Genomic DNA, 22,963 nt, shown 5'->3' with positions numbered 1-22,963 from the left:
TGCATCTTGAAATAAGAATTCGTACACTGTAAAAAGAAACCGTCCAGACGGTACAGTAAATATGAGGGAAGGGGGAGACTATTGGCCAGTGCAAAAGCGCAAGAGACACGGCGTCGGATTCTTGAAGCAACGACGACGATCATTTTGCAACAAGGATTCACCCAATTGACGCTTGAAGAAGTAGCGAAACAAGCGAATGTCTCAAAAGGTGGACTATTGTATCATTTCGCTTCGAAAGAAGCTTTATTAATGGGGGTCATCGAGGCGCAAGAAGCACGACAATTTGAACTATATGAACAGCATCAGTTGACGATGGGACCGATGGAAGCGTTCGTGACGTTGCAAATCCAGCAACAAGAGGAGTTCCATCTCGACATGGATGCGCTTCTTTACTTGTTGTCCTTGTTAAAGGATCATGCGACGTTCGTCGAGGAACGAAAGCGACAAGCGGAGCAGTTCTTCCGCCAACTGACAGAACAGATGGATCCGGTTGAAGTATTGTCGATTCGCTTTACATTAGACGGTTTGAAATTGTCGGAGCATTTTCAGTTCGGCGCACCGTCTCCAGATGTGCGACAACGATTAATTCAGCAATTAATAGAACGTGCACGACGACTAGATAAACAAATTGAAGAGTGAGGGAGAACCATACGATGAAAAAGATCATCCAGTTTTCGGTGAACAATAAGTTTGCCCTCTGGCTCATGACGATCATCATCACGGTTGCCGGTATTTATGCGGGAACATCGATGAAGCTCGAGACATTGCCAGACATCACGACACCGACCGTGTCGGTGACGACGATTTATCCAGGTGCTACACCAGAACAAGTTCTAGATGAAGTCAGTCGAGAACTTGAAAGTAAGGTCGAAAATTTATCAGGAGTCGATACTGTACGTTCGACGTCCTTCCAAAATGCATCGAACCTACAAATCGACTATAACTTCAGTACGGATATGGAAGAAGCCGAGCAAAAAGTAAAAGAAGCTCTTTCAAACGTCGAATTACCGGAAGGTGTTCAGGAACCACAAGTATCACGGATTTCCTTTGATGCATTCCCGGTCATCGGTTTTGCCGTTTCGGATAAGGAACGTTCCCTGTCTGAGTTGACGAAACTCGTTGAAAACGAACTTCAACCGAAGCTTGAAGGAATTGAAGGAGCGCAGACGGTTCAAGTCGCGGGTCAAGAGATTCGCCGGATCGAAATTCGTTTCGATGAGAAAAAACTCGAACGTTACGGTCTAACCGAAGAGAATGCGAAACAATTGATTCAAGCTAATGATTCACGTTTAGCGCTTGGCTTGTACGAGTTAGGAGATAAAGAACAAGCGGTCGTATTAGATGGAAAAGCAACGACGGTCAAGGAATTAAAAGATCTTCGTCTTCCCTATACACCACCAGCATTGAATACTCCTGAAGCAGGACAAGCAGGACAAGCAGGACAAGCAGGACAAGCAGGACAAGCAGGACAAGCTCCATCGTCAGCTCCTGCGGCATCTCAAACGACACCAGCGACAGGTGCGGCGTCAAGTCAGGCAACACAGACGGCGCCAACGCAAGTACCAACTGTCACGTTGTCGCAAGTCGCGACGATTGAAGATAAAGGGATCGAGGAATCGATCTCGCGTTCGAATGGTGAACGATCGATCAGTGTTCAAGTGACGAAGTCGCAAGATGCGAATACGGTCGATGTCGTCAATGCAGTGAAGCAGACGATCAAAGACTTTGAAAAAGAAAACGGTTCGGTCAAGGCATCTGTGACACTTGATCAAGGAAAACCAATTGAGGAATCCGTTTCGACGATGATCAGTAAAGCATTGATTGGTGCGTTATTTGCAATCGTCATCATCTTGCTGTTCTTGCGAAACATCAAATCAACGATCATCGCTGTTATTTCGATTCCGTTATCGCTTCTAATGGCAATTCTTGTCTTGAAGCAGATGGATATTTCCTTGAATATCATGACACTCGGAGCGATGACGGTCGCGATTGGTCGAGTCGTTGATGATTCCATCGTCGTCATCGAAAATATTTATCGCCGTTTAACGGATCCGACGGAAAAATTAAAAGGAAAAGAACTGATCATCAGTGCAACACGAGAGGTCTTCATTCCAATCGCTTCGTCGACAGTCGTTACGATCGCTGTCTTCTTGCCACTCGGATTCGTTACGGGATTCGTTGGTGAGCTGTTCTTACCATTCGCTTTGACAGTCGTCTTTGCACTGTTCGCGTCCTTGATCGTTGCGGTTACGGTCGTTCCGATGTTCGCGGATTCGCTCTTTAAGCGTGGTAAAGCACCAAAACCGGAAAAAGAAGAGGGCGGAAAGTTGGCGAATGGGTATCGCCGTATGCTGAATTGGTCTCTCAACCATAAACTCATCGTCTTTGGTCTTTCAGTCTTGCTTTTGATCGGTAGTTTTGCTCTCGTACCAACGATTGGTGTCAACTTCTTGAATCAAGAAGGAGAAAAGACACTCTACGTCACGTACAATCCAAAACCAGGTCAAACGTTGGATGATTCGTTAAAAGCAGCTGATCAAGCAGAAGATTATTTCAACAAACAAAAAAATATCGATAATCTTCAGTTTACCGTCGGTGGAGAAAATCCATTGAATCCAGGGAATACGAAACAAGGGGTCTTCATCGTCCAATACGATCCAGACACGGAAGATTTCGCAGATGTTAAACAGACAGCCATCAAACAGCTGAATGCTGACATTCCGACAGGAGAATGGAAAGAGCAAGACTTTAGTGGTGGCGCAGCTTCGTCAGGCGTCTCGTACTCGATCTTTGCGAATAATATTGAAGATTTAGAAGCAGTAACACCGAAATTCGTTGATGCGATCGAAGGTGAATCGAAGTATGTTCGAAAAGTAACGACAGATTTAAAAGAAGCGTATACGCAATATACGTTCGAAGTCGATCAGCAAAAAGCGGCTGAATTCGGCGTTTCAACAGCACAACTTGCGCAAGGCATTGCTAATGTCCAAGGAGAAGAAAAACCACTTTCTACTATTAAGGTAGATGGGAAGGAACTCGATGTCATCGTTCCAAACGAACAAACGACATACGATTCCGTTCAAGATTTGGAAGAGACGGATGTCGTGACACCGCTTGGCGTTCGCAAATTGTCCGATTTCGTTGAAGTGAAGAAAGGAACGACTCCTGATTCGCTCAACGAACGTGATGGAAAACTCGTCGCTACCGTTACAGCAGAACTAAAAACGGATAAAGCAACAGAGGCTTCTCAAGCGATTGAAAAGTCCGTTAAAAACATTGATCGTCCGACAGGCGTCTCGTATGAGCAAGGTGGAGTCACAGAGCAGATCCAAGAGTCGTTCACACAACTTGGTCTAGCAATGGCAGCAGCTGTAGCGATCGTCTATCTTGTCCTCGTCATTACGTTTGGAGGAGCATTGACACCACTCGTCATCTTGTTCTCACTTCCATTCGCCATCATCGGTGGACTGGTTGCCCTGTTGATTACAGGAGAGACGATTTCTGTATCATCCTTGATTGGTGCTTTGATGTTGATCGGAATCGTCGTGACGAATGCGATCGTCTTGATCGACCGTGTCATTCATAAAGAAGCGGAAGGGTTACCGACGCGTGAAGCACTACTCGATGCAGCAGGTACACGTTTACGTCCAATCTTGATGACGGCGCTTGCGACGATTGGCGCACTTGCACCACTTGCGCTTGGACTCGAAGGTGGCGCATTGATTTCAAAAGGGTTAGGTGTGACGGTCATCGGTGGACTGACAAGTTCGACGTTGTTGACACTCCTTATCGTGCCGATCGTCTATGAATTCTTAGCACGTTTCCGTAAAAAGAAGTCAATTGATTCTTGAAAAAATGATTAAGTGACTCAAACTGACAGGTATGTAGAAATGGCTATCCTAAGCCGTTCTACAACCTGTTTTTTTATTTTGTTACAAAAGTATTACGAAAAAGAATGCGCGTTAAAGAACTGTAATATGATGAAAATCTGGAACATGATAGGATAAATACAGAAATTATCTGACAATTCAGACGTACAATACATTCATACATAAGAGGAGAATGAATCGATGAAAGCTGTCACTCGTGTTTTGTTAACCTTAACGTTACTCATCAGTAGTTGGACACTCGTCCCAGCATCAACGCAAGCTGCAACAAGTAAAAAAGTAGTGGTGTCAGTGGATGTGCTGAATATTCGTGCAAAAGCTGCTGTATCAAGTAAACGAGTCGGGCAATTGAAACTTGGACAAGCTGTAACCGTCGTAGGTCAGGTCAAAGAATGGTATCAAATTCGTCATCAAGGGAAATCAGCATACATCGCCTCTACATACACGAAAGCATATAACGCTAAAGCGACGAAAGGTCTTAGTAAAACAGGATCAACGATCGTTTCGGTAGCAGAAGGTCTCAAAGGACGTCCTTATGTTTTTGGTGCGACAGGTCCTGTTAGCTTTGATTGCTCTGGATTTACACGTTACGTCTATCAAGCACTAGGAAAATCACTCCCACGTACGGCAGCGGCTCAATACTCAGCAACAAAACGTACGGCACCTGGCGCTGGGGATCTCGTCTTCTTTACACATGGAAGTGGGATTCAACACGTTGGAATCGCTGTCGATGGCGGTACGATGATCAATGCGAACTCGTATTATGGAAGAGTCGTCAAAGAATCGTTCCGTGGCGGTTACTGGGGATCACGGTATGTAGCGGCAGGAACTCTTTAAACGAAATGAAGCGACGAATTCAAATCTATGAACTCGTCGCTTTTTTATATGGATTCAGGTATGAGGAAGAACGGTCGTTCCAGCAATGAACGCCGAAGGTACTTCGATTTGTGGACGAGCAACGAGATCTTCGCGGACGGTTAATTGAAAAGCATGTCGCCCGATCGTGGCATAAGGGATCGCGATCGTCGTCATCGCTAGGACTTCAGCGAGTTCACTTCCATCAAAACCAATGACAGACAGGTCTCCAGGAACCTGATAGCCTTGTTTTCGGAGTTCCAAGATCAGACCCGCTGCCACGTGATCACTTGCGGTCAAGATAGCGGTCGGTCGTTGTTTTTGTTGCATCCAGCGTCTTGCGACGGTCGCACCGTCTTCAATCGTCAAGGTCTGTTCATAGACGAATTCGTCACGTACGACCTCTTGATACGCATGTTTACGCGCCAAGCTATTCGTACTGTCCGGTCGTCCGAGACAGATGCCGATGCTCGTATGTCCCTGTTGTCGTAGATGTGCAAGTCCTTGTTGAAAGGCCGTATAGTGATCGATATAGACGGCAGCGACATCTTCATGATGTTCACAAAAGACGATCGGGCCATATTGTTCATACGATAAAATCGCTGATAAGGGAAGACTGTGCGACACGACGATGAGTGCGTCGATTTCCTGTTGCGCCAGCGCATCCAGTGCCAGTTGCTCATGCGTTTCCACATAATTCGTTTGCCACGTCAAGAACCGATAGCTCGCGTCAAAGGCGGCTTGCGCGATGCCTTGAAGAATGGCAGCGTGATATGGATGATCAACGAACGGGAGCATGACTCCGACCGTTTTTGTCATACCCGTCGATAGATGAACGGCAGTCTGATTACGGATATATCCGAGTTTTTCGATGGCTTCTCGGACAGCTTGTCGCTTCTCGTTCGCAACGTAAGGATGATCATTTAGTACACGTGAGACTGTCGTAACGGACACGTTGGCTTCACGTGCCAAGTCTCGGATGTTCGTCATCGCGCATCCCTCCTGGATTACATCTTACGAGATAATCGTCGTTCAAGTCGGCGCCAATCCTGTCGGGAGACGGGAGCCGAGAATGGAGCTGTCTGCTCAGCCAATTCATTGATCTTTGAGAGCAGTCTTATTTTTTCTTGAGGAGACAAATCAGGGTATTGATCAACCAACGTGTGCTGACACAAATAATAACCTGCTGGTGTATGCAATTGTTCGATGGCCCACTCAAAAGCAACATTTCGTTTAAACAGCTGGATTAATCGTGTATGGATCGACATGATGATTACCTCCTTTTTAGTGTATATCAAGACGATAGGCTATGAAACGCGTTTCACGGCAAGAACTATTTTTGAGCAGTGGATCGATTGCAAAAATTCAGCAAGAATTGACCAGTTAGACAAAGAAGTCTATGATTGTGACGATACAACACAAAGAGGGGCGAACGTAAAATGGAATCGACAGACTCGAAGCTGGCATTAAAAATGCTCGTTGTTCTATCTCGGACGATGCATGCGGTGACGGAGCAAGTGAAGGCAGACATCAAAACACATCAGTTGAATTTATCGGAATTCGGAGTTCTGGAATTGCTGTACCACAAAGGGGACACGCCTCTACAACAAATTGGCGATAAGATTCTATTAACGAGCGGAAGTGTGACGTATGTCGTGGATAAACTTGAAAAGCGTGGGTTGATCGCGCGAAAATCATGTGCGACGGATCGTCGTGTCACGTTTGGAACCCTAACGGAAGCGGGACGTGAACTAATGGAAGAAACATTCCCGAAACATGAAGCCTTTTTAGCAGACTTATTTAAGGATTTGTCGGTTTCTGAAAAGGAACAGTTGATTGATCAGTTGAAACGAATCGGTTTACGAGCCGAACATTATACGCCGCTCGAAAATGTGTAAGAATTAGCACTCATAAGATCAAGAAAGCTCAGGTCACGGACTTGAGTTTTTTTTATTCGTTTGGAAGTCAAACTAATTGACAAACGAAAAGGTGGTTGGTATGTTTAGTTACAGAATTTACTTTAAATAAAAGGGAGAAATAATAATGACTAAATTACTTTATGTAACTGTTAACCCGAAAGCTACAGAACACTCTTTCAGCCTTCAAGTCGGTGAAGCATTCCTCGAAAGCTACAAAGCAGCGAATCCTTCAGCTGAAGTAGAAGTTCTTGATCTATATAACGAAACAGTCCAAGAAATCGATACAGATGTTCTTAGCGCATGGGGCAAATTCGCAACAGGCGAAGAGTTAACAGAAGTAGAGATCGCAAAAGTCGGTACGATGACAAAACATCTCGAGCAATACATGGAAGCAGATGAGTATGTCTTCGTCACACCAATGTGGAACTTCTCTTTCCCAGCACGTCTCAAAATGTACATCGACAGCGTTCTTCTTGCAGGTAAAACATTCGCTTACACTGCAGAAGGTCCAAAAGGCTTGATGGAAGGCAAAAAAGCACTCCACATCCAAGCAACAGGTGGCGTCTACACAGGATCTGGTCTCAACTTCGGTGATGACTACCTCCGTCAAGCACTTGCTTTCACTGGTGTAACAGACTACGATGCACTCTTCATCGAAGGTATGGCAATGAACCCAGAAAAAGCAGAAGAGATCAAAGAAGCAGCAATCGCTAAAGCAAAAGAACTCGGTCGTTCATTCTCGACTGTCAACGCATAAGATAAGTGTAAAAAAAGGCTCCCGCCGTGTCGGGAGCCTTGAGACTGAAGACAAAGCGTAATTTTTCTCTTAACGAGAAAGATTGCGCTTTTTTGTTCATCTCGCATCGTTTTCCTGGGACAAGTATCGCGCCGCTTCACTTCGTTGCAGGGTCGCTCTTGCTTGTGTCTCGCCTGAGGAAAGGGCGTGAAAGGACGCATCATTTTTTAAGTCAGCCCTTTTTGTGTGCGCTCAAGAGAGCGTTGATTTTTTACGAAGCACAAGCGTCAGGAAAAGTAACAAATCCTTGAGTTTCTCGAATCCACGAGGATGCGTCGAGATACGATAGAGCCACTCTAGCTTGAAGCGACGGAATAATTTAGGCGCGCGCTTACTGTGTCCGGACCAGACGTCGAACGCACCACCGACACCGATAAAGATGCCGTGATCGACTTGATCATAGATGGAAGCGATCCATTCTTCCTGTTTTGGCGCACCGAGTGCGACGAGAACAAGATCAGCGTCTGCTTCTGTAATGGCTTGCGTTGCTTCTTCTGTCTTTCCAAAACCATGAAACGTTCCAACGAAGTGGATGTTCGGAAAACGAATCGATAACTGACGGATCAACGATTTCATGACTTCCGGACGTCCACCGAGTAAAAAGACACGCTTCTCGAGTGCGTCTGCCGTCCGCAATAGTTCACGTGCCGTCTCGATTCCCGGCAATGTCGCAGTGAGCGGTGCTCCCATCCGTTTACTGGCAGCCGTCACACCGATCCCGTCTGGTGTGATGAACGTCGCCCGTCGTAAGATGGCATCGTAAGAAGGTTCGCGTAATGCACGCAACACGAGCTCGGGATTCGCCGTGACAAGAAAGGCTTTTCCACGGTCGTGTAAGATTGTTTTAATATGGGTATACCATTGCGAAGGTGTCGCATCGACGAATGGTAGTCCGAATAATTGTTTTGTCTGAATCATAGTTTTCCACCTCATCATCCATCATAGCAGAATCAAGACGGACGAACAGCGACTTGAGACTGAAAAAGGAGCGGATTCACGTGCATCCATCTTGGCAAACCGTGTTAAAAGAAGAAAAGGAAAAACCCTATTTTCAAGAACTGTGGGCTTTTTTGAAGGAAGCCTATCAAACGACGACCGTCTACCCTCCGAAAGAGCGGATTTTTCATGCGTTCGATGCAGTCGCGCCAGAAGATGTCCGGTGCGTCATCCTAGGGCAAGATCCCTATCATGGTCCACGTCAGGCGAATGGACTCAGCTTTTCCGTGCATGACGGAGTGCCAATTCCTCCGTCCCTTCGAAACATGTATAAGGAACTCGTCACGGATATCGGTTGTCCGGCTCCGACCTCCGGAAATCTCGAAGCATGGTCACGACAAGGAGTATTCTTACTCAATACGTCGCTTACGGTTGAGGAGGGGAAAGCGGGATCCCATGCTAAAAAAGGCTGGGCGCCGTTCACGGATCGGGTCATCGAAGTATTAGGAACGCAGACACAACCGATCGTATTCATCCTCTGGGGAAATCATGCGAAGAGTAAAAAAGCGCTGATCGATACGGATCGTCATCTTGTTCTTGAAGCCGTCCATCCGAGTCCTTTATCCGCAAGTCGTGGATTTTTCGGTAGTAAGCCATATTCGCAAACGAATGCTTGGCTGAAAGAGCAGGGAAGAGAGCCGATCGACTGGTGTTTGTCGTAAATCAAAAAAGGCTGACTCAAAAGTCAGCCTGAGACTGAAGACAAAGCGCAGTTTTTCTCTTAACGAGAAGGATTGCGCCTTTTTGTTCGTCTCGAATCGTTTTCCAGGGACAAGCATCGCGCCGCTTCGCTGCAGGGTCGCTCTTGCTTGTTTTTCCCCAGGAAGCGATGTCGAGTGAACAAAATGCTTCTCTGATCCTTCTTCCAGGTATAAAAAAAGACGCGTCACACGCAACTCCTACAGGAAAAAGCGCAATTTTGCGCTGTCAGAGACAAACAAGACCCGTTTTCCTGCTTGAATGAAGCAGGAAAATTGGCTTGTGTCTCGCCTGAGGAAAGGGCGTGAAAAGACGCGTCATTCTTTTTGGAGTTACTTAGCGGCTTGAGATAGCCGGCTCCTCATCCATCATGAACTTTTCGACGACGAGAGCAACACCATCTTCATCGTTCGAAGCGGTCATATACTGTGCCTTTTCTTTGACGGTATCGGCTGCATTCGCCATCGCGACGCCAAGACCTGCCCATTCGATCATCGATAGATCGTTGTTGCCGTCTCCACAAGCAATGACTTCTTCTTGAGCGATTCCCAGTTTTTCAGACAGTAAGGCAAGGCTTGTTCCTTTTGTGACACCATCTTCTGTGAATTCAAGGAAAAATGGCTTCGAGCGAGCTACCGCGAGTTCACCCGCAAGTTCCTGTTGAAGCGTCTGTTCGACGCGCGCGAGGTGCGTCTCTTCTGCCATCATTAAACACTTGACGACAGGTGTTTGAATCGCTGCCTTAAAATCAGCGACAGGGATGACCTCCATGCCTGTCAGTTGTCCTTCGAGCGTCGTATATTCATTCGGTTCCTCTGTCAGGATCTCATGTCCGACATACGTGTGGATGTAGACACCCTCCCGTTTACTCAAATCGTCGAGGCGGTGGACCGTCTCCGGGGAAAGCGTGCTGAGGAAGAGCGATTCGTTCGTTTTACAATCAATGATGGAAGCGCCATTGAAGCTTAGGATGTAACTTCCGTAGCGTGCGAGTTCCAGCTCTTTTGCGAGGTCGAGCATGGCAAATGTCGGACGACCGCTAGCGAGGACGACTTTCTTCCCGCGACGCTGCGCAGCGAGTAAAGCTTCTTTCGTACGTGGTGAAATCGTATGGTCACTTGTCAACAAAGTATCATCTAAATCGAGAACAATCATTTTATACGTCATACATTCAAACCCCTTTCAATTATCTGTATATCGTAACAACTTGTCCCCCGTTCGACAATATACTCTCCTCGAAGAGAGTATGATAAAGTGGAAACAGAGCCCGTACGGAAAGGATTCCAACTTTATGAAATATCTCTTCATGATCATATCAAGTCTATTATTAGCAGGATGCAGTACGATGTTTCCGCATCCCGCCTCTTTACTCGAACATCCGTCCCTTCCGGCATGGGAGCAGTCGTTGAAAGAACGGATTGACCGCGATTTGCCGAAACAGGCAGAGATCGTGGCGCCACGAAATCAAGCGGTATCCCGCCTATACGAACTCGTCGACTTAGATCGAAACGGTAAAGATGAAGCAATCACCTTCTACCGTAGTGAGCAGGACGGGCGCTTCACGATTCATCTTCTCGTCCATGAACGACAAGGCGAAAAATGGCGACTCGTGGCGCGACAGACGGTAGCTGACGGTCGAGCCATCGATCGACTCGAAGTCATAACTGACGCACGACATAAACAAAACCACCTGGTCATCGGTATTACCAGTTATGGTGAAAATACGTTATACATCATTGAACAGTTACTATCGAAGCAACGAGACGTCACGAAAGTCGATCGATACGATCGTCTGTCGGTAGCTGATTTGAATCAAGATCGAGAGCGGGATATGGTGCTTCTGCAAAAGGGCAGTCCGTCTCGTTTGATCTATTATAAAGACATCCTGTCGAAAGAGCACCAAGAGACGACGCTTTCGACGCAGGATGGCGATTTATTCGCAGAACATGATTTATTTGAAGTCGATACGATCAATGCCGCTCGGAATAAAGGCTTGATCGTCTCGTATACACGAGATGCAAAAATGCACATCGCATTATTCCGTTTAGCGAACGATACGTTGGAACAGGTCCGTTTCGGTCAGGTCGATGAGATCGTCGAACCGATGTATACTTTCCCGAAAGATGTCGATCAAGACGGAATCGTCGAGTTTGGTCATCAATACACGCCAGAAGGCAGTAAAGGGCGTGAGGGTGAACCAAAACCACGCATCACGGCATACTACACATGGAATGGATCAGATAATCCACCATTTCTCGAGAGTGGGTTCGAACTGCGAGAAGAGCAGTACATCGATCAAGAATACAATTTCGTCATGCGGTTCCCTGCCAACTGGGCGACGCGTGAAACGATCGAAAAACGCGAAAATCGTGTTCGGTTCATCAATCGAGAAACGAAGCAGATTGATTTCGAATTAGAGGTCATTCCGAAGAATCAATACATTGCGAGTGATCAAAAGCGAAAAATCAAAGAAGGTATCGATTATGTCTATGTGATTGATGCGACGAAGGACTATGAAGTGTTCGTCAATCGTGTCACACTCGTGGAATAAAGAATCAGGGGGAGAAAAGAATGACCAAAATACTAGTAGCCGAAGATGAACATGCGATTCGTAGTTTCATCGTCATTAACTTGAAACGGGCAGGCTATGATGTCATCGAGGCGGAAAATGGGAAAGAAGCGCTTGCGCAATTTGATCAACAAACCTTCGATATTCTGTTACTCGATATCATGATGCCGGAAGTCGACGGTTTTGCCGTCTGTGAACAGGCGCGGGCAAAGGATGAAGTCGTCGGGATCATCATGCTGACGGCACGGACACGAGAAGAGGATAAAGTCATGGGACTAAGCGTAGGCGCGGACGATTACATCGCGAAGCCGTTCAGTCCAGCAGAGCTTCTTGCGCGCATCCAGTCACTGTTACGACGGGTAGAGACGTTACGCCGCAGAAAACAGCCACGTGAACTCGTCTCTGGACCGTTCCGGATTGATTTAGGGGCGAAGCGCGTCCAAAAAGAAGGTGTTGACGTCGAAGTGACACCAACTGAATACGATTTACTTTGCCACTTCATCAAAAACGAAGATCAAGTCATGTCGCGAGATGAGTTACTCGATGCGGTATGGGGTGAGAATTACTTTGGTGATCGGAAGACGGTCGATGTCAACATTCGCCGTCTTCGTCAAAAAATCGAAGAGAATCCAGCGGAACCGAAGTTCATCGAGACATTGTGGGGACATGGATACAAGTGGCGTAACGAAGAATGAAGCGCCAGATATTGATGCGGTTCATGACGATCATCACGGTGACAGTCTTACTCGTCATCGGGATCCTTTCGTTCGTGACCTATAACTATTACTACGTGACGGCGACAGATGTCTTGAAACGTCATGCGAATGCGAGTGCTGTCTTATTTGCGAATAGCGGCCTTGCTTATGATTACGCCGATTCAGAAGCGACGATTCATGATGTACTCGATTCTTACGCTTATCCAGACGCCGAGATCGAAGTGTTGGATGCGACAGGGATTCCGCGTTACTCTTCGACCGGATTCATCTCGGAACGTAAGTTGACGCGAGCAGCGGTCAATCAAGTAAGGGCGGGACAGACCGTCACGAAACGATATGACGATGAAGCGACGGGAGAACATTTACTGGAAGTAACAGAACCTGTCGTATCGTTTGGTCAGACGACAGGAGCGCTTCGTTATACGACGTCGCTTGAGCGAATCGATCGACGTGTGATCGAAATTTGTTTAGCGATCGTCCTCCTGGGTACAGTTATTTGGGGACTTGCCTTCATCTATTCCTCACGTCTCGTCTCGTCGATCGTCCGACCGATTCAAGAAGTCATCGGTGCATCGGACCAAATCGCGAAACAGCATTACGACGTCAAGGTGAACGAGGAATACTCGTTCGAGCTTGGAGAACTAGCGCGGACGATCAATTATATGGGGCAACAGATCAAACAGCAGGAAACATTGAAAGATGAATTCATTTCTGGTATTTCCCATGAATTACGGACACCGCTGACATCGATCAAAGGCTGGAGTGAAACGTTACTCGTCGAACAGGATCAGTTGCCGGAAGAGGCGTCGCTTGGGATGGGCATCATTCATTCGGAGACGGAGCGTTTGATTTCGCTCGTTGAGCAGTTACTCGATTTCTCGAAACTCGAGACGAGTCGCCTCGTCTTATACCGTCAAGAAGTCAACTTGACGGAAATCATCGAGACCGTAACAGCGCAACTTCGTCAAAAGCTGGAAGAAAAAAATGTCCAGATCGTACAGAAGTTACCGGCGCAAGTCGTCGGTCTATACGACGAAAATCGATTGAAACAAGTCTTCTTGAACCTGCTTGATAATGCGATCCGCTTTTCTCCAGTCGGTGGCACGATCACCATTCGCCTCGTTCGTTCAGAGCGTGTGTTGTTCCTATCCTTCAGTGATGAAGGTCCCGGGATTCCGAAAGAGCACTTACGTCACGTCACAGAAAAGTTCTACCAAGTGCAAAAAGGAAAGGGTGGAACAGGGCTCGGACTATCGATTTGCCGAGAACTCGTCGAAGCACATGAAGGCAAGCTATTTATTGATAATCAGCCGGAAGGCGGCGTCATCGCAACGATTCTGCTACCTGTCACGAAAGCGTAAACACTGAGACGGGCAGAGTGAAACAGAAACTGGTAAAGTTAAGTGGATTATAGTACGAAATGGATCAGATGATAGGAAACGGAGGAATCAGTCATGGCACTTGGTGTTTCAAATGGTACGCTTCAACCGCTCTCCGGAAAACCGAACGCGGTATCTACTCAAACCGATCTACAGGATATGAAAATGCGTCCGCTCCCGTTCAAAGGAACGCTTGCAGATTCAAAGTTTCAATTACTACGTATCCTACAAAGCCTCGACCGCGTCAAAGTCGTCAAGGAGGAAGGGACATACATCCACGCCATCTTCACAAGTAAAGTCTTTCGCTTCAAGGATGACGTCGAATTTTACTTCGATGAAGCTGCACAGGTGATTCATTTCCGTTCGGCATCACGTGTCGGGTACTCCGACTGGGGCGTCAACCGTAAACGAATGGAAGACATCACACGTCGTTACGAGGAGGGATCACGATGAAGAACTATCAATTAGTCGTCATCGGTGGTGGTGCAGCCGGAATGACGATTGCTGCCGGTGCAGCAAGTCTTGGCGCGCACGTCGCCCTGATCGAACGCCATACGCATCTAGGTGGAGATTGTCTTCACTACGGTTGCGTTCCTTCAAAGGCTTTGATCGAAGCGGCGCACGATGTCCATGTCATGAAGCGAACGGCTGAAAAATACAACGTGACGCTGAACGGGGACGCGGTCTATTCGAAAACGAAAGCAAGCGTCGATCGGGCACGTAACATCATTCAATCACACGATGGAACGAAACGGTTCGAAGATCTTGGTGTCGATGTCTATATCGGAGAAGCGACATTCCTCAGTGCTCATGAAGTGGAAGTGGCGGGACAGCTTGTCGTAGGTGAGAAGTTTGCGATCTCGACGGGATCTCAACCCATCATTCCACCGATTGATGGACTCGATACGATTGATTATTTAACGAACGAGACGATTTTCGAATTGACGGAGCGTCCGGAGCGACTGCTCGTCATCGGTGGTGGTGCGATTGGTCTTGAGTTATCGCAAGCGTATGCGCATCTTGGAACAGAAGTCACGGTCATCGAGGGTATGAAGACGTTACTCGGAAAAGAAGATCGCGACATGGTCGAAGTCATTCAACGTCAGCTCGAACAAGAATTGACATTACATCTCGATACGAAGGTCACGCACGTCCGCAAGTCAGCCGGGGGCATCGAAGTGACGGTCGAAGCAAACGGCGAATCACGTGTCATCGAAACGGATGCCGTGCTTGTCGCGGTCGGTCGTAAGCCACGCATCGAAGCACTACGTCTCGATCGAGCCGGTGTACACGTCGAAAAAGGATTCGTCCAGGTCGATGGTTCACTTCGCACAAGTCAACGACACATCTTTGCGGTCGGAGATACGATCAACTCGCTTCCGTTTACGCACGTCGCAGGGCTTGAAGGAAAAACGGTCGTCACGAATGCTTTATTCGGTCTACGGACGAAGCCGGATTATCGAGCGGTTCCGTGGGTCACATTCACGACGCCTGAATTGTTCCATCTCGGATTGACGGAAGACGAGGCACGCAAGAAACATGGGGAGATCAAGGTCTATCAGACCGGTCTCGATGAAGTCGATCGTTTCGTCATCAATGGTCAGACAGAAGGGCGCGTCAAGCTCATCGCCGATAAGCGTGGAAAACTGATTGGAGCACATGCAATCGGAGAACAAGCGGGTGAGTGGATGCAAGAAGTCGTCTATGCGATGGCACGTAAAGATAAGGTCGGTCAATTGTCGCGTGTCGTCCACCCATATCCGATCCGTGGTGCTGCTGTTCAGCGTGCTGCTGATGTCTACTGGCGTGAACGTCTATTCGCTGGTCCGATCCCAAAATGGTTGAAACGTTATTTCGACTGGAAACAAGGAGAATGATTCATGCAACAACCTGCTACTAAACGGAATTTCGTTCCGCTCGTCATCCTGCTGACGCTTGTCATCAATTTGCTCGTGGCCCTTTTATTCTTTGCACCACCAGTACAAGTTGATTCAGGATTCGATTGGACGTTGCTTCCTTTTTTGAATGCTATCTTCAATAGTTTTACCTTCATGCTGTTGCTCGGCGCTTGGATTTCCATTCGTCGTGGCAATCGGGTGAATCATCGTCGCTTCATTGGTGGTGCGATGATGACGACGACTTTATTCTTAATTTCGTACGTCACGTATCACGCCGTCAGTGAATCGACGAAATTCGGGGGCGAAGGTTTCGTTCGCCCTGTCTATTTCTTTATCCTGATTACGCACATCATCCTAGCTGCAGTCATCGTTCCACTTGTCTTGATGTCACTCGCGCACGCTGTGAATCAAAACTTCGAGAAGCATAAAAAGTGGACACGCTTTACGATGCCGCTTTGGTTATACGTCAGTTTGACCGGTGTCATCGTCTATATCATGATTCGTCCGTATTATTAAAAAAAGCTCCTTCGTGGCAACCACGAAGGAGTTTTTTACGTTCAGGACTCGACTTTTGTTTCGTCGAGTACATTCGCTTTTAAGTCGATCAATGGTCGAATCAACACTTCGACGCGTCGATTCTGACTGCGACCTGCTTCCGTTTGATTGGACGCGATTGGTTGGAATTCACCGTAACCGCTGACGGTGAAGCGTTTTGGTTCAAGCTTTGGATTCCGTTGTAAGGCACGCATGAAACTGATCGCCCGGTCCGCACTCAGTTCCCAGTTCGACGGATACTGTGCTGTGTTGATTGGAATATTATCTGTATGTCCAGACACTTGAATCTGACGTTGCCCTGCTTTGACGAGTAGTGCACTCATCCCCTCTGCGATTTGAAGCGAGCGTCCTCTTACTTCTGCTTGAGCTGGTGAGAACAACGCGCGGTCGCGAATCGTAAAGACAAGTCCTTCATTCGTGATTTCGACCTTGATGTCTTTTTCAAGTTTTTCATTCTTAATGTATTGATTGGCTTCTTCTTTGATTTTTTCGAGTTCTGCGATTTCATAGCTTTGTGCCTTCGTCCGGGCATCGAGTTTTTTTGAATCCTCTTCTTCTTGAGTAGAGAGTGAGCTATTTGTAATCATCCCTGAACCACCATTGAAGACGGAGCTAAACGACTGGGACATTGCTTTTAGTTTCACAGCATCGACATTACTCGAAGCAAACAGAACGATGAAGAGCGCGAGAAGCAAGGTCAATAAGTCGGCGTAGGGAATTAACCAGCCTTCGGAGATATGTTCGTCATGCGGCTTCTTTTTCCGCTTCATAGTTCGCACGCTCCTTCGGTGTCAGGTACACGAGTAGCTTATCTTCTAAGTTCTTCGGGGATTCACCGTTTTGAATCGAGAGAATCCCTTCAATCATCATTTCATATAACTGAATCTCGCTTGCTGATTTTTGCTTCAGCTTTGTTGCGAACGGGAACCACAGGACATATCCGGTGAAAATCCCGAATAACGTCGCGATGAAGGCACCTGAAATCGCGTGACCTAATTTTTCGATATCCGATAAATCGGATAGGGCGGCAACAAGACCGACAACGGCACCGAGAACCCCAAGGGTCGGAGCATAGGTTCCAGCTTGCGTGAAAATGTTCGCATTGGCATGATGGCGTTCCGTCATGTTTTCGAGGTCACGTGTCATGACGTCCTCGACATATTCGGAGGGCTGCCCATCGATGACCATCATGACGCCACGCTTCATGAAGGCATTATCGACTTCTTCAAGTGCTGACTCGAGAGATAACAGACCTTCTTTACGTGCTTGCGTCGAGAGTGTCAAAAATTGTCCGAGCAACACCTGCTTCGTCATCAGCTTTTGTTCGAATAAGATGACTTTAAACAAGGCAGGTAAGACTTTCAATCGTTCCTTTGGGAAGGAGATCATGATGGCAGCTGCCGTTCCGACGAAGATGATGACAAGGGCTGCAGGGTTGAGTAGAGCGACTGGAGGCGCACCTTTTAAGATCATACCTCCGACTAGTGTGATGAGACCAAGAATGATCCCGATGATCGACACGATATCCATGATTGATGTGTGCCACCTTTCTGTATGTAATCCGTATAGGAACGAAAAATAAAAGAGCAGAAGACACTTCTTCTGCTCGGAAATCCAAAAACCGAGAATCAAGCGCCGTTTTCGTCGATTAGCATTTGAATGCTTTCGTTTCGTTCGTCACGCTCTATATCGGTCAGTACGTCGTATTTTTTTAACACTTGATACAATTCATTTAGAATCGGTTGCTCCAAATGTAATGATAAGAGTTCCTCGAATTGATAATACAATTGCGCAGGCATCCATTGTGATTGTCGTTCCAGCCTTCGCCAGACATCCTCAATCGAATGATCAGCCGTCTTAGGGTCCACTGTTTCCCTCAACCTCCTTTAATGATTACACGTCCACTTTTATCTAGTTTACCAAAAAAATACGAAAACGTTTAGTCGATTGCATATTTCGATAGAACTTCTTAATTCGAGGGAGTATGATAAAGACAATTCTGTCTGAAAACAATCTAGGGGGAGTAAGATGTTCTCGCATAAAAGACGTTCACGACTCGCACGCTTCGGGCGTTTAGGTGAATTGATGTACCATCAGCTATTCGATAAACCGGCACGCTTCATTGCGACTGGCTTTACATTGACGATTTTACTAGGTGGTTTTTTATTGTGGCTTCCGATTTCACAACAAGAGGGGCAAGATGTATCATTCATCGATTGCCTATTCGTTGCGACATCGGCAGGAACCGTCACAGGACTGTCACCGATTAATATTGCCGAATCCTATAATTTACTCGGTCAAATCATCATGATGCTCTTAATTCAGGTCGGTGGACTTGGATTCATGACGATCGCGCTCGTCTTGCTCAGCGTCACGGGACGAAAAATCGGGATTCGTCAGCGGATCATTATCCAAGAGATGTTTAATCTCGATAGTCCGGGCGGAACGATTCGTCTCGTTCGTAATATCATCGTCACGACGGTCCTCGTTGAAATCGTCGGCATGTTTTTGATTGCGCTTGATTTGTTCATTCAATACAAATACAGCTTCGGAAAAGCACTCTATTACGGTTTGTTCCACGCCGTATCTGCCTTCAACAATGCAGGATTCGCACTATGGGGTGATAATCTAATCGGTTTCCAACAAGATACGACATTCATTCTGACGATTGCAGCGCTCTTGATGATTGGTGGTCTTGGTTTTACGGTCATCGCGGATATCGCTGGTAAACGAAACTTCAAGAAAATTTCGCTCCATTCTAAATTGATGGTGCTATCACTACTCGTCATCAATGGACTAGGTGTTTTAGCAATGATGCTCTACGAGTGGGTTTCGAACTTGGGTTCATTAAAAGATGAATCGTTCTTCAGTGCGCTCCATATCGTGTTCTTTCAAGTCGTCACGACACGAACGGCTGGTTTCCAGACGATCGATTTAACGACGATGGTGCCGCTCTCGATCGGTTTGATGATGGTTTTGATGTACATCGGGGCAGGTTCCGCATCAACAGGTTCCGGGATCAAGGTCACGACGGCAGCGGTCATCTTGAAGAATGTCTGGACGTATATACGCGGACAGCGTGAAACGGTTCTGATGCGTCGGACTGTTCAGACGCAAGCGATTCAAAAGGCATATGCGATTGCTGTCTTCAGTTTATTGTTCATCGCTTTGATCACGACGTTCCTGGCGTTGACCCAGCCGAATATTTCCTTTATCGGTCTATTCTTTGAGACGGTCTCGGCATTTGGAACAGTTGGTCTTTCTTTGAACGTAACAGCTGAGCTCAATAGCTTTGGTAAGTTTTTAATCATGTTCATGATGTTACTCGGACGTGTCGGCTCCTTAACGATTCTGTTCACGTTCGCGACGCAACGTGATCGAACGATTCGTTATCCAAAAGAGAATATGTTGATCGGGTAACCGATGAAAAAGTCCAATCGACTTCCCTTGAGGAAGAACGATTGGACTTTTTTAGTGTGTCGCATGTATTTGGTAATACTGGACGAGCCGAGGCATCGTTTCTGCAAGGTCTGGACAAATAATACCAGTGTCCCGTAAGTCACGTAAGGCATGTGTCGTGTCGTATTGAACGGGATGAATGAAATAATCGAGTGTCTGACGTTGCACCTGAAGTCGTTTCGCGACAGCTGGAGTCAATGCCGTGCTAACGAGTCGAAACGGAACGATTCCGCGCGGATAACGTCCATAATAGGCGACGTGTAACATCTCAAAAATCGCGCGTGCGCCATGTGGGAATGGATCCGTCAGATGATAGGTCTTATTTCTTCCGACCGGTGCATGACTGAGATAAGCGGTCGCTTCAATGACGTAATCATAGGGCACGAGATTGACGAGTGCGTTTGCTCGACCGGGATACGGAAGAGGAGCAAAGGATTGCAGGAGACGCATCGCGTTCAAAACGAAATAAACACCATCCCATTTCGGTGTTTCGCCCGTTTCGGAATGGCCGACGACGATCCCAGGACGGATGATCGTATAGGGGATCGTTCCAATTTCTTTACGGAAACGTACTTCAGCGAGGTATTTCGTTTCTTCATAAGCATTTTTAAAGGCACTAGCTTGTAACTCATCTTCTAGAACCATTCCGGAACGAAGACCCGAGACATACGCTGTACTGAAGTAGATGTAACGCTCTAAGGTCCGACACGTATGAGCAAACTGTGTCACGTTCGCGGTACCGATCACATTGATCCGAAAGGCGGGTTCATATGCTGTTGCTAAATCATATAGCGCTGCGAGATGAAAGATGTGTGTGACATCTTGTTGCAAAATCATCCGCGTCTCTGATGATAAAGCAAGCTGTTCGACCGTGATATCCCCCTCATGTAACACGAGTTGATCTGGTCGTAAGGATGTACGTTCTAGAAGGTCCTGGCGTCGCTCAGCGGCCGTATTCCGCTCTGATGATAAATGAAGCAAATGAAAACAAGCGATTTGATCCGGTACACGTGCCAGTTGTTCGATCAGTTTGGTCGCTAAAAAACCGGGGAAACCCGTCATGAAGTAGGTCCGCATCAATTCCATTCCTTTCTTGGATCACGTTCGAGTACAACGGTGAACGTCGAACCATCATTGATTTCTGATTCAACGGAAATCGCACCTCCGTGTGATTCGATGATTTCCTTACAGATGGCAAGTCCGAGTCCGGTTCCGCCGATTTTCCGGATGTCTGAGTTATCGACCCGGTAAAATTTCGTAAAGAGCTTTTCAAAAGCATTTTGTGGAATGCCGAGTCCATGATCAGTCACAGAGAACGTTGCTTGTTCCGGGTTTGCTGAAAGAAGGACTCGAATATGATCCGCCTGTGGAGAGTACTTAATGGCGTTCGAAAGCAAGTTCAAGATCACCTGCTTGATTTTGTGCTCGTCCGCAAAAATCAGAACAGGATCCTCTGGTAGTTCTAGATCAATTCGATGCGTCTCGACGGTCTCGCCATAGGCATCGACGGTTGATGCGAGAAGATCGCGCAACGAGAACGACGTGAAGGTATACTCCTGTTTTCCACCTTCTAGACGCTGAATGTCTAAAAACTCATTTAATAGCGTCGTCAATCGTTTCGTCTCTTCGTGGACGATCTCAACATACCGTTCGATTCGATCAGCCGATTGTTTTTTATATCGTAGTAATTCCATATAGCCAAGAATGGAGGACAGTGGCGTGCGCAACTCATGCGATACTGTACTGACGAGTTCGTCCTTTACTTGATCCATCTTCGCTTCCTCTGTCCGATCACGGAAAACAAATAGGAAGCCATGACGAGAAATGCGGCTCTTCTCCTTTTTGATCGCAGTCGCATAAAATTCGAAATAAAGTGGGCTGGACTCATTTGGTCGCTGTAACGTGAAACGAAACGATAGTTCAGAATGTTTTCCGGCGAGTAATTCTTCTACTTGTCGGAGCATCTCGAATCGAGTGTTCAAATCGAGATTCGGAATCAGACTGATTCGTTCTTGAATCTTACTTGGTGCAATGCCTGGGACATCGAGTAATTTGCGTGCTTTGACGTTCATGAAGATGAAACTTCCATCCTCTTCTGTCAGTAGGAACCCTTCATTGGATGCCTGAAGAATCGATTGTGTGATATCACGCTGACGCATGATGGCATTTTTTTCGCGTTCAAGCATTTTCTCAATCTTTTTTCGTTCTGTAATATCACGAACGACGGCGACACGCATCCGGATGTTGTTGTAGATGATTTCACGCGGAAACACTTCGATTTCGACAGAAGTTCCATCGGCACGTTGACCGAGGACTTCGTATGGTTCTTCTCGATGCTCCTCGATGCGTTGTAAGACACGCGCGTGATGATCCGGATGAATCAATTCAAGCGTCGTCTTGCCTTTCATTTTCTCGAGTTTCGTCCGGAAAATGACTTCTGCTGCGCGATTGGCATCGATGATGATGCCGTGGTCATGAAAGATAACGGCTTCAACGACGGATTCCGAGAAGAGTCGGAAGCGGCGTTCGCTTTTCGTCAGATGCCATTCGATTTGTTTTTGCGGTGTGATGTCCTGAATGAGAAGGAAGTACGTATCGTTTGGCAACCGTGTCATATAAAGGCGTCCATGGAACGTTGAGCCATCCAAACGATGATAGGTCCATTCATTTTCGGCTTCCCGTCCATGCAGTAAAAACAGTTGCGCGTCCGATAAGTCTTTTAAGTTCAATTGTTCGAGATGTTGACGGCGGGTAGCGATTTCCTTCGCATCATGTAGAATCGTCGCTTGGAGACCAATGATGTCTTCGGCATGCTCGAAACGGAATAAGGTGCTTGCCACTTCGTTACAAGTTTGAATCCGAAACTCCGAGTCGGTGATGAATAGAGCAGTATCTAGTGTTGAATTGAATAAGTCCTCGATTTTCAGGGGAGCGACATGGACAAGAAAATAGTCCGTCGCTTCAATCGCTGTGACTGTTAATTGATGTGTCGTTGAAATGACGGCTTCCTTCTGTAATGGAAAGAAATCATCCGTGATGGGAAACAGCTCCTGAACGGTTTCGATATTCGGAGTGTTCATGAACTGGTGTTGAAACGCGTCATTATGAAATTGAATCCTTCCATTTGCATCGACAAGAAGAACGGGGTCTTTCATAGCACGTAACGTCGCGTGAATGATTCGTAGCGATGAAGGGGATGAATGTTCTGCCATGAGCTACCTCCTGACTGGTCTTC

At 46.9% G+C, this 22,963-nt stretch carries 22 protein-coding genes; 13 read left to right on the top strand and 9 right to left on the bottom strand.

Annotated elements, in window-relative coordinates; genetic code table 11:
- The first annotated feature begins 81 nt into the window (after window positions 1–81).
- The 3 genes from KNQ06_RS13645 (at window position 82) to KNQ06_RS13635 (ending at window position 4,724) form a co-directional block, all read left to right on the top strand.
- The gene (locus tag KNQ06_RS13645; RefSeq protein WP_087681646.1) at window positions 82–639 is read left to right on the top strand and encodes a TetR/AcrR family transcriptional regulator; all 558 of its coding nucleotides are present in this window, start codon (window positions 82–84) and stop codon (window positions 637–639) included.
- 14 nt (window positions 640–653) lie between these two features.
- Window positions 654–3,851: an efflux RND transporter permease subunit gene (locus KNQ06_RS13640; protein ID WP_215148572.1), complete on the top strand. Its 3,198-nt coding sequence runs from the start codon at window positions 654–656 to the stop codon at window positions 3,849–3,851.
- Between the two features lie 219 nt (window positions 3,852–4,070).
- On the top strand, window positions 4,071–4,724 hold the full coding sequence (locus KNQ06_RS13635; protein WP_050678422.1) for a C40 family peptidase: 654 nt from the start codon (window positions 4,071–4,073) through the stop codon (window positions 4,722–4,724).
- 54 nt (window positions 4,725–4,778) lie between these two features.
- Here KNQ06_RS13635 and KNQ06_RS13630 read toward each other — a convergent pair whose 3' ends face one another.
- Together KNQ06_RS13630 and KNQ06_RS13625 are read right to left on the bottom strand one after the other, a co-directional pair.
- The gene (locus KNQ06_RS13630) at window positions 4,779–5,732 is read right to left on the bottom strand and encodes a LacI family DNA-binding transcriptional regulator (RefSeq protein ID WP_214806171.1); all 954 of its coding nucleotides are present in this window, start codon (window positions 5,730–5,732) and stop codon (window positions 4,779–4,781) included.
- 17 nt (window positions 5,733–5,749) lie between these two features.
- On the bottom strand, window positions 5,750–6,010 hold the full coding sequence (locus KNQ06_RS13625; RefSeq protein ID WP_215148570.1) for a hypothetical protein: 261 nt from the start codon (window positions 6,008–6,010) through the stop codon (window positions 5,750–5,752).
- 171 nt (window positions 6,011–6,181) lie between these two features.
- Here KNQ06_RS13625 and KNQ06_RS13620 point away from each other — a divergent pair, with 171 nt between their 5' ends.
- Both KNQ06_RS13620 and KNQ06_RS13615 read left to right on the top strand, forming a co-directional pair.
- Complete coding sequence (locus KNQ06_RS13620) at window positions 6,182–6,640, top strand: MarR family winged helix-turn-helix transcriptional regulator (protein ID WP_029342913.1); 459 nt, start codon at window positions 6,182–6,184, stop codon at window positions 6,638–6,640.
- A gap of 145 nt (window positions 6,641–6,785) precedes the next feature.
- On the top strand, window positions 6,786–7,418 hold the full coding sequence (locus KNQ06_RS13615) for an NAD(P)H-dependent oxidoreductase (protein WP_023469709.1): 633 nt from the start codon (window positions 6,786–6,788) through the stop codon (window positions 7,416–7,418).
- A gap of 231 nt (window positions 7,419–7,649) precedes the next feature.
- Here the strand turns inward: KNQ06_RS13615 and KNQ06_RS13610 are convergent, their stop codons facing one another.
- Window positions 7,650–8,375, bottom strand: a complete 726-nt coding sequence (locus KNQ06_RS13610) for a WecB/TagA/CpsF family glycosyltransferase (RefSeq protein WP_149428012.1) — start codon at window positions 8,373–8,375, stop codon at window positions 7,650–7,652.
- An 80-nt stretch (window positions 8,376–8,455) separates the two neighbouring features.
- Between KNQ06_RS13610 and ung the strand changes: the two genes are divergently transcribed.
- Window positions 8,456–9,115, top strand: a complete 660-nt coding sequence (ung, locus tag KNQ06_RS13605) for a uracil-DNA glycosylase (RefSeq protein ID WP_214729098.1) — start codon at window positions 8,456–8,458, stop codon at window positions 9,113–9,115.
- Between the two features lie 373 nt (window positions 9,116–9,488).
- Here ung and KNQ06_RS13600 read toward each other — a convergent pair whose 3' ends face one another.
- Entirely contained in the window at window positions 9,489–10,319 is an 831-nt protein-coding gene (locus tag KNQ06_RS13600; protein WP_214725120.1) for a Cof-type HAD-IIB family hydrolase, read from the bottom strand.
- Window positions 10,320–10,497: 178 nt separating this feature from the next.
- On the opposite strand from KNQ06_RS13600, the gene KNQ06_RS13595 reads away from it, so the two are divergent.
- The 6 genes from KNQ06_RS13595 (at window position 10,498) to KNQ06_RS13570 (ending at window position 16,230) form a co-directional block, all read left to right on the top strand.
- Window positions 10,498–11,703, top strand: coding sequence for a hypothetical protein (locus KNQ06_RS13595; protein ID WP_251133428.1), 1,206 nt, complete (start codon window positions 10,498–10,500; stop codon window positions 11,701–11,703).
- Window positions 11,704–11,723: 20 nt separating this feature from the next.
- Complete coding sequence (locus KNQ06_RS13590; RefSeq protein WP_023469704.1) at window positions 11,724–12,416, top strand: response regulator transcription factor; 693 nt, start codon at window positions 11,724–11,726, stop codon at window positions 12,414–12,416.
- On the top strand, window positions 12,413–13,798 hold the full coding sequence (locus tag KNQ06_RS13585) for a sensor histidine kinase (protein WP_035395592.1): 1,386 nt from the start codon (window positions 12,413–12,415) through the stop codon (window positions 13,796–13,798). Before KNQ06_RS13590 ends, KNQ06_RS13585 begins: the two co-directional genes overlap by 4 nt.
- 93 nt (window positions 13,799–13,891) lie before the next feature.
- A complete protein-coding gene (locus KNQ06_RS13580) occupies window positions 13,892–14,269 on the top strand; it encodes a DUF1499 domain-containing protein (RefSeq protein WP_050678428.1) in 378 nt (125 codons plus the stop codon).
- Complete coding sequence (locus KNQ06_RS13575) at window positions 14,266–15,693, top strand: dihydrolipoyl dehydrogenase family protein (protein WP_064300689.1); 1,428 nt, start codon at window positions 14,266–14,268, stop codon at window positions 15,691–15,693. The genes KNQ06_RS13580 and KNQ06_RS13575 overlap by 4 nt, the downstream gene beginning before the upstream one ends.
- A 3-nt stretch (window positions 15,694–15,696) precedes the next feature.
- Entirely contained in the window at window positions 15,697–16,230 is a 534-nt protein-coding gene (locus KNQ06_RS13570; RefSeq protein WP_029342905.1) for a DUF420 domain-containing protein, read from the top strand.
- Window positions 16,231–16,271: 41 nt separating this feature from the next.
- Here the strand turns inward: KNQ06_RS13570 and motB are convergent, their stop codons facing one another.
- The 3 genes from motB to KNQ06_RS13555 form a co-directional block, all read right to left on the bottom strand.
- Window positions 16,272–17,039 carry a flagellar motor protein MotB gene (motB, locus tag KNQ06_RS13565; protein WP_029342904.1) on the bottom strand — a complete coding sequence of 256 codons (768 nt, stop codon included), beginning with the start codon at window positions 17,037–17,039 and terminating at the stop codon, window positions 16,272–16,274.
- The gene (gene motA / locus KNQ06_RS13560) at window positions 17,014–17,799 is read right to left on the bottom strand and encodes a flagellar motor stator protein MotA (protein WP_023469698.1); all 786 of its coding nucleotides are present in this window, start codon (window positions 17,797–17,799) and stop codon (window positions 17,014–17,016) included. Before motA ends, motB begins: the two co-directional genes overlap by 26 nt.
- A gap of 98 nt (window positions 17,800–17,897) precedes the next feature.
- Window positions 17,898–18,137: a hypothetical protein gene (locus tag KNQ06_RS13555; protein ID WP_023469697.1), complete on the bottom strand. Its 240-nt coding sequence runs from the start codon at window positions 18,135–18,137 to the stop codon at window positions 17,898–17,900.
- 160 nt (window positions 18,138–18,297) lie between these two features.
- Here KNQ06_RS13555 and KNQ06_RS13550 point away from each other — a divergent pair, with 160 nt between their 5' ends.
- Window positions 18,298–19,689: a TrkH family potassium uptake protein gene (locus tag KNQ06_RS13550; RefSeq protein WP_035395598.1), complete on the top strand. Its 1,392-nt coding sequence runs from the start codon at window positions 18,298–18,300 to the stop codon at window positions 19,687–19,689.
- A gap of 51 nt (window positions 19,690–19,740) precedes the next feature.
- On the opposite strand, the gene KNQ06_RS13545 is transcribed toward KNQ06_RS13550, so the two are convergent.
- Together KNQ06_RS13545 and KNQ06_RS13540 are read right to left on the bottom strand one after the other, a co-directional pair.
- Window positions 19,741–20,805 carry an SDR family oxidoreductase gene (locus tag KNQ06_RS13545; RefSeq protein WP_251133574.1) on the bottom strand — a complete coding sequence of 355 codons (1,065 nt, stop codon included), beginning with the start codon at window positions 20,803–20,805 and terminating at the stop codon, window positions 19,741–19,743.
- On the bottom strand, window positions 20,805–22,940 hold the full coding sequence (locus tag KNQ06_RS13540; protein ID WP_214725114.1) for an ATP-binding protein: 2,136 nt from the start codon (window positions 22,938–22,940) through the stop codon (window positions 20,805–20,807). The genes KNQ06_RS13545 and KNQ06_RS13540 overlap by 1 nt, the downstream gene beginning before the upstream one ends.
- Window positions 22,941–22,963: the final 23 nt, after the last annotated feature.

The sequence above is a fragment of the Exiguobacterium sp. s91 genome (assembly GCF_018618915.1).
GTDB lineage: Bacteria > Bacillota > Bacilli > Exiguobacteriales > Exiguobacteriaceae > Exiguobacterium_A > Exiguobacterium_A abrahamii.
This window is presented reverse-complemented; position numbering and strand designations above follow the sequence as displayed.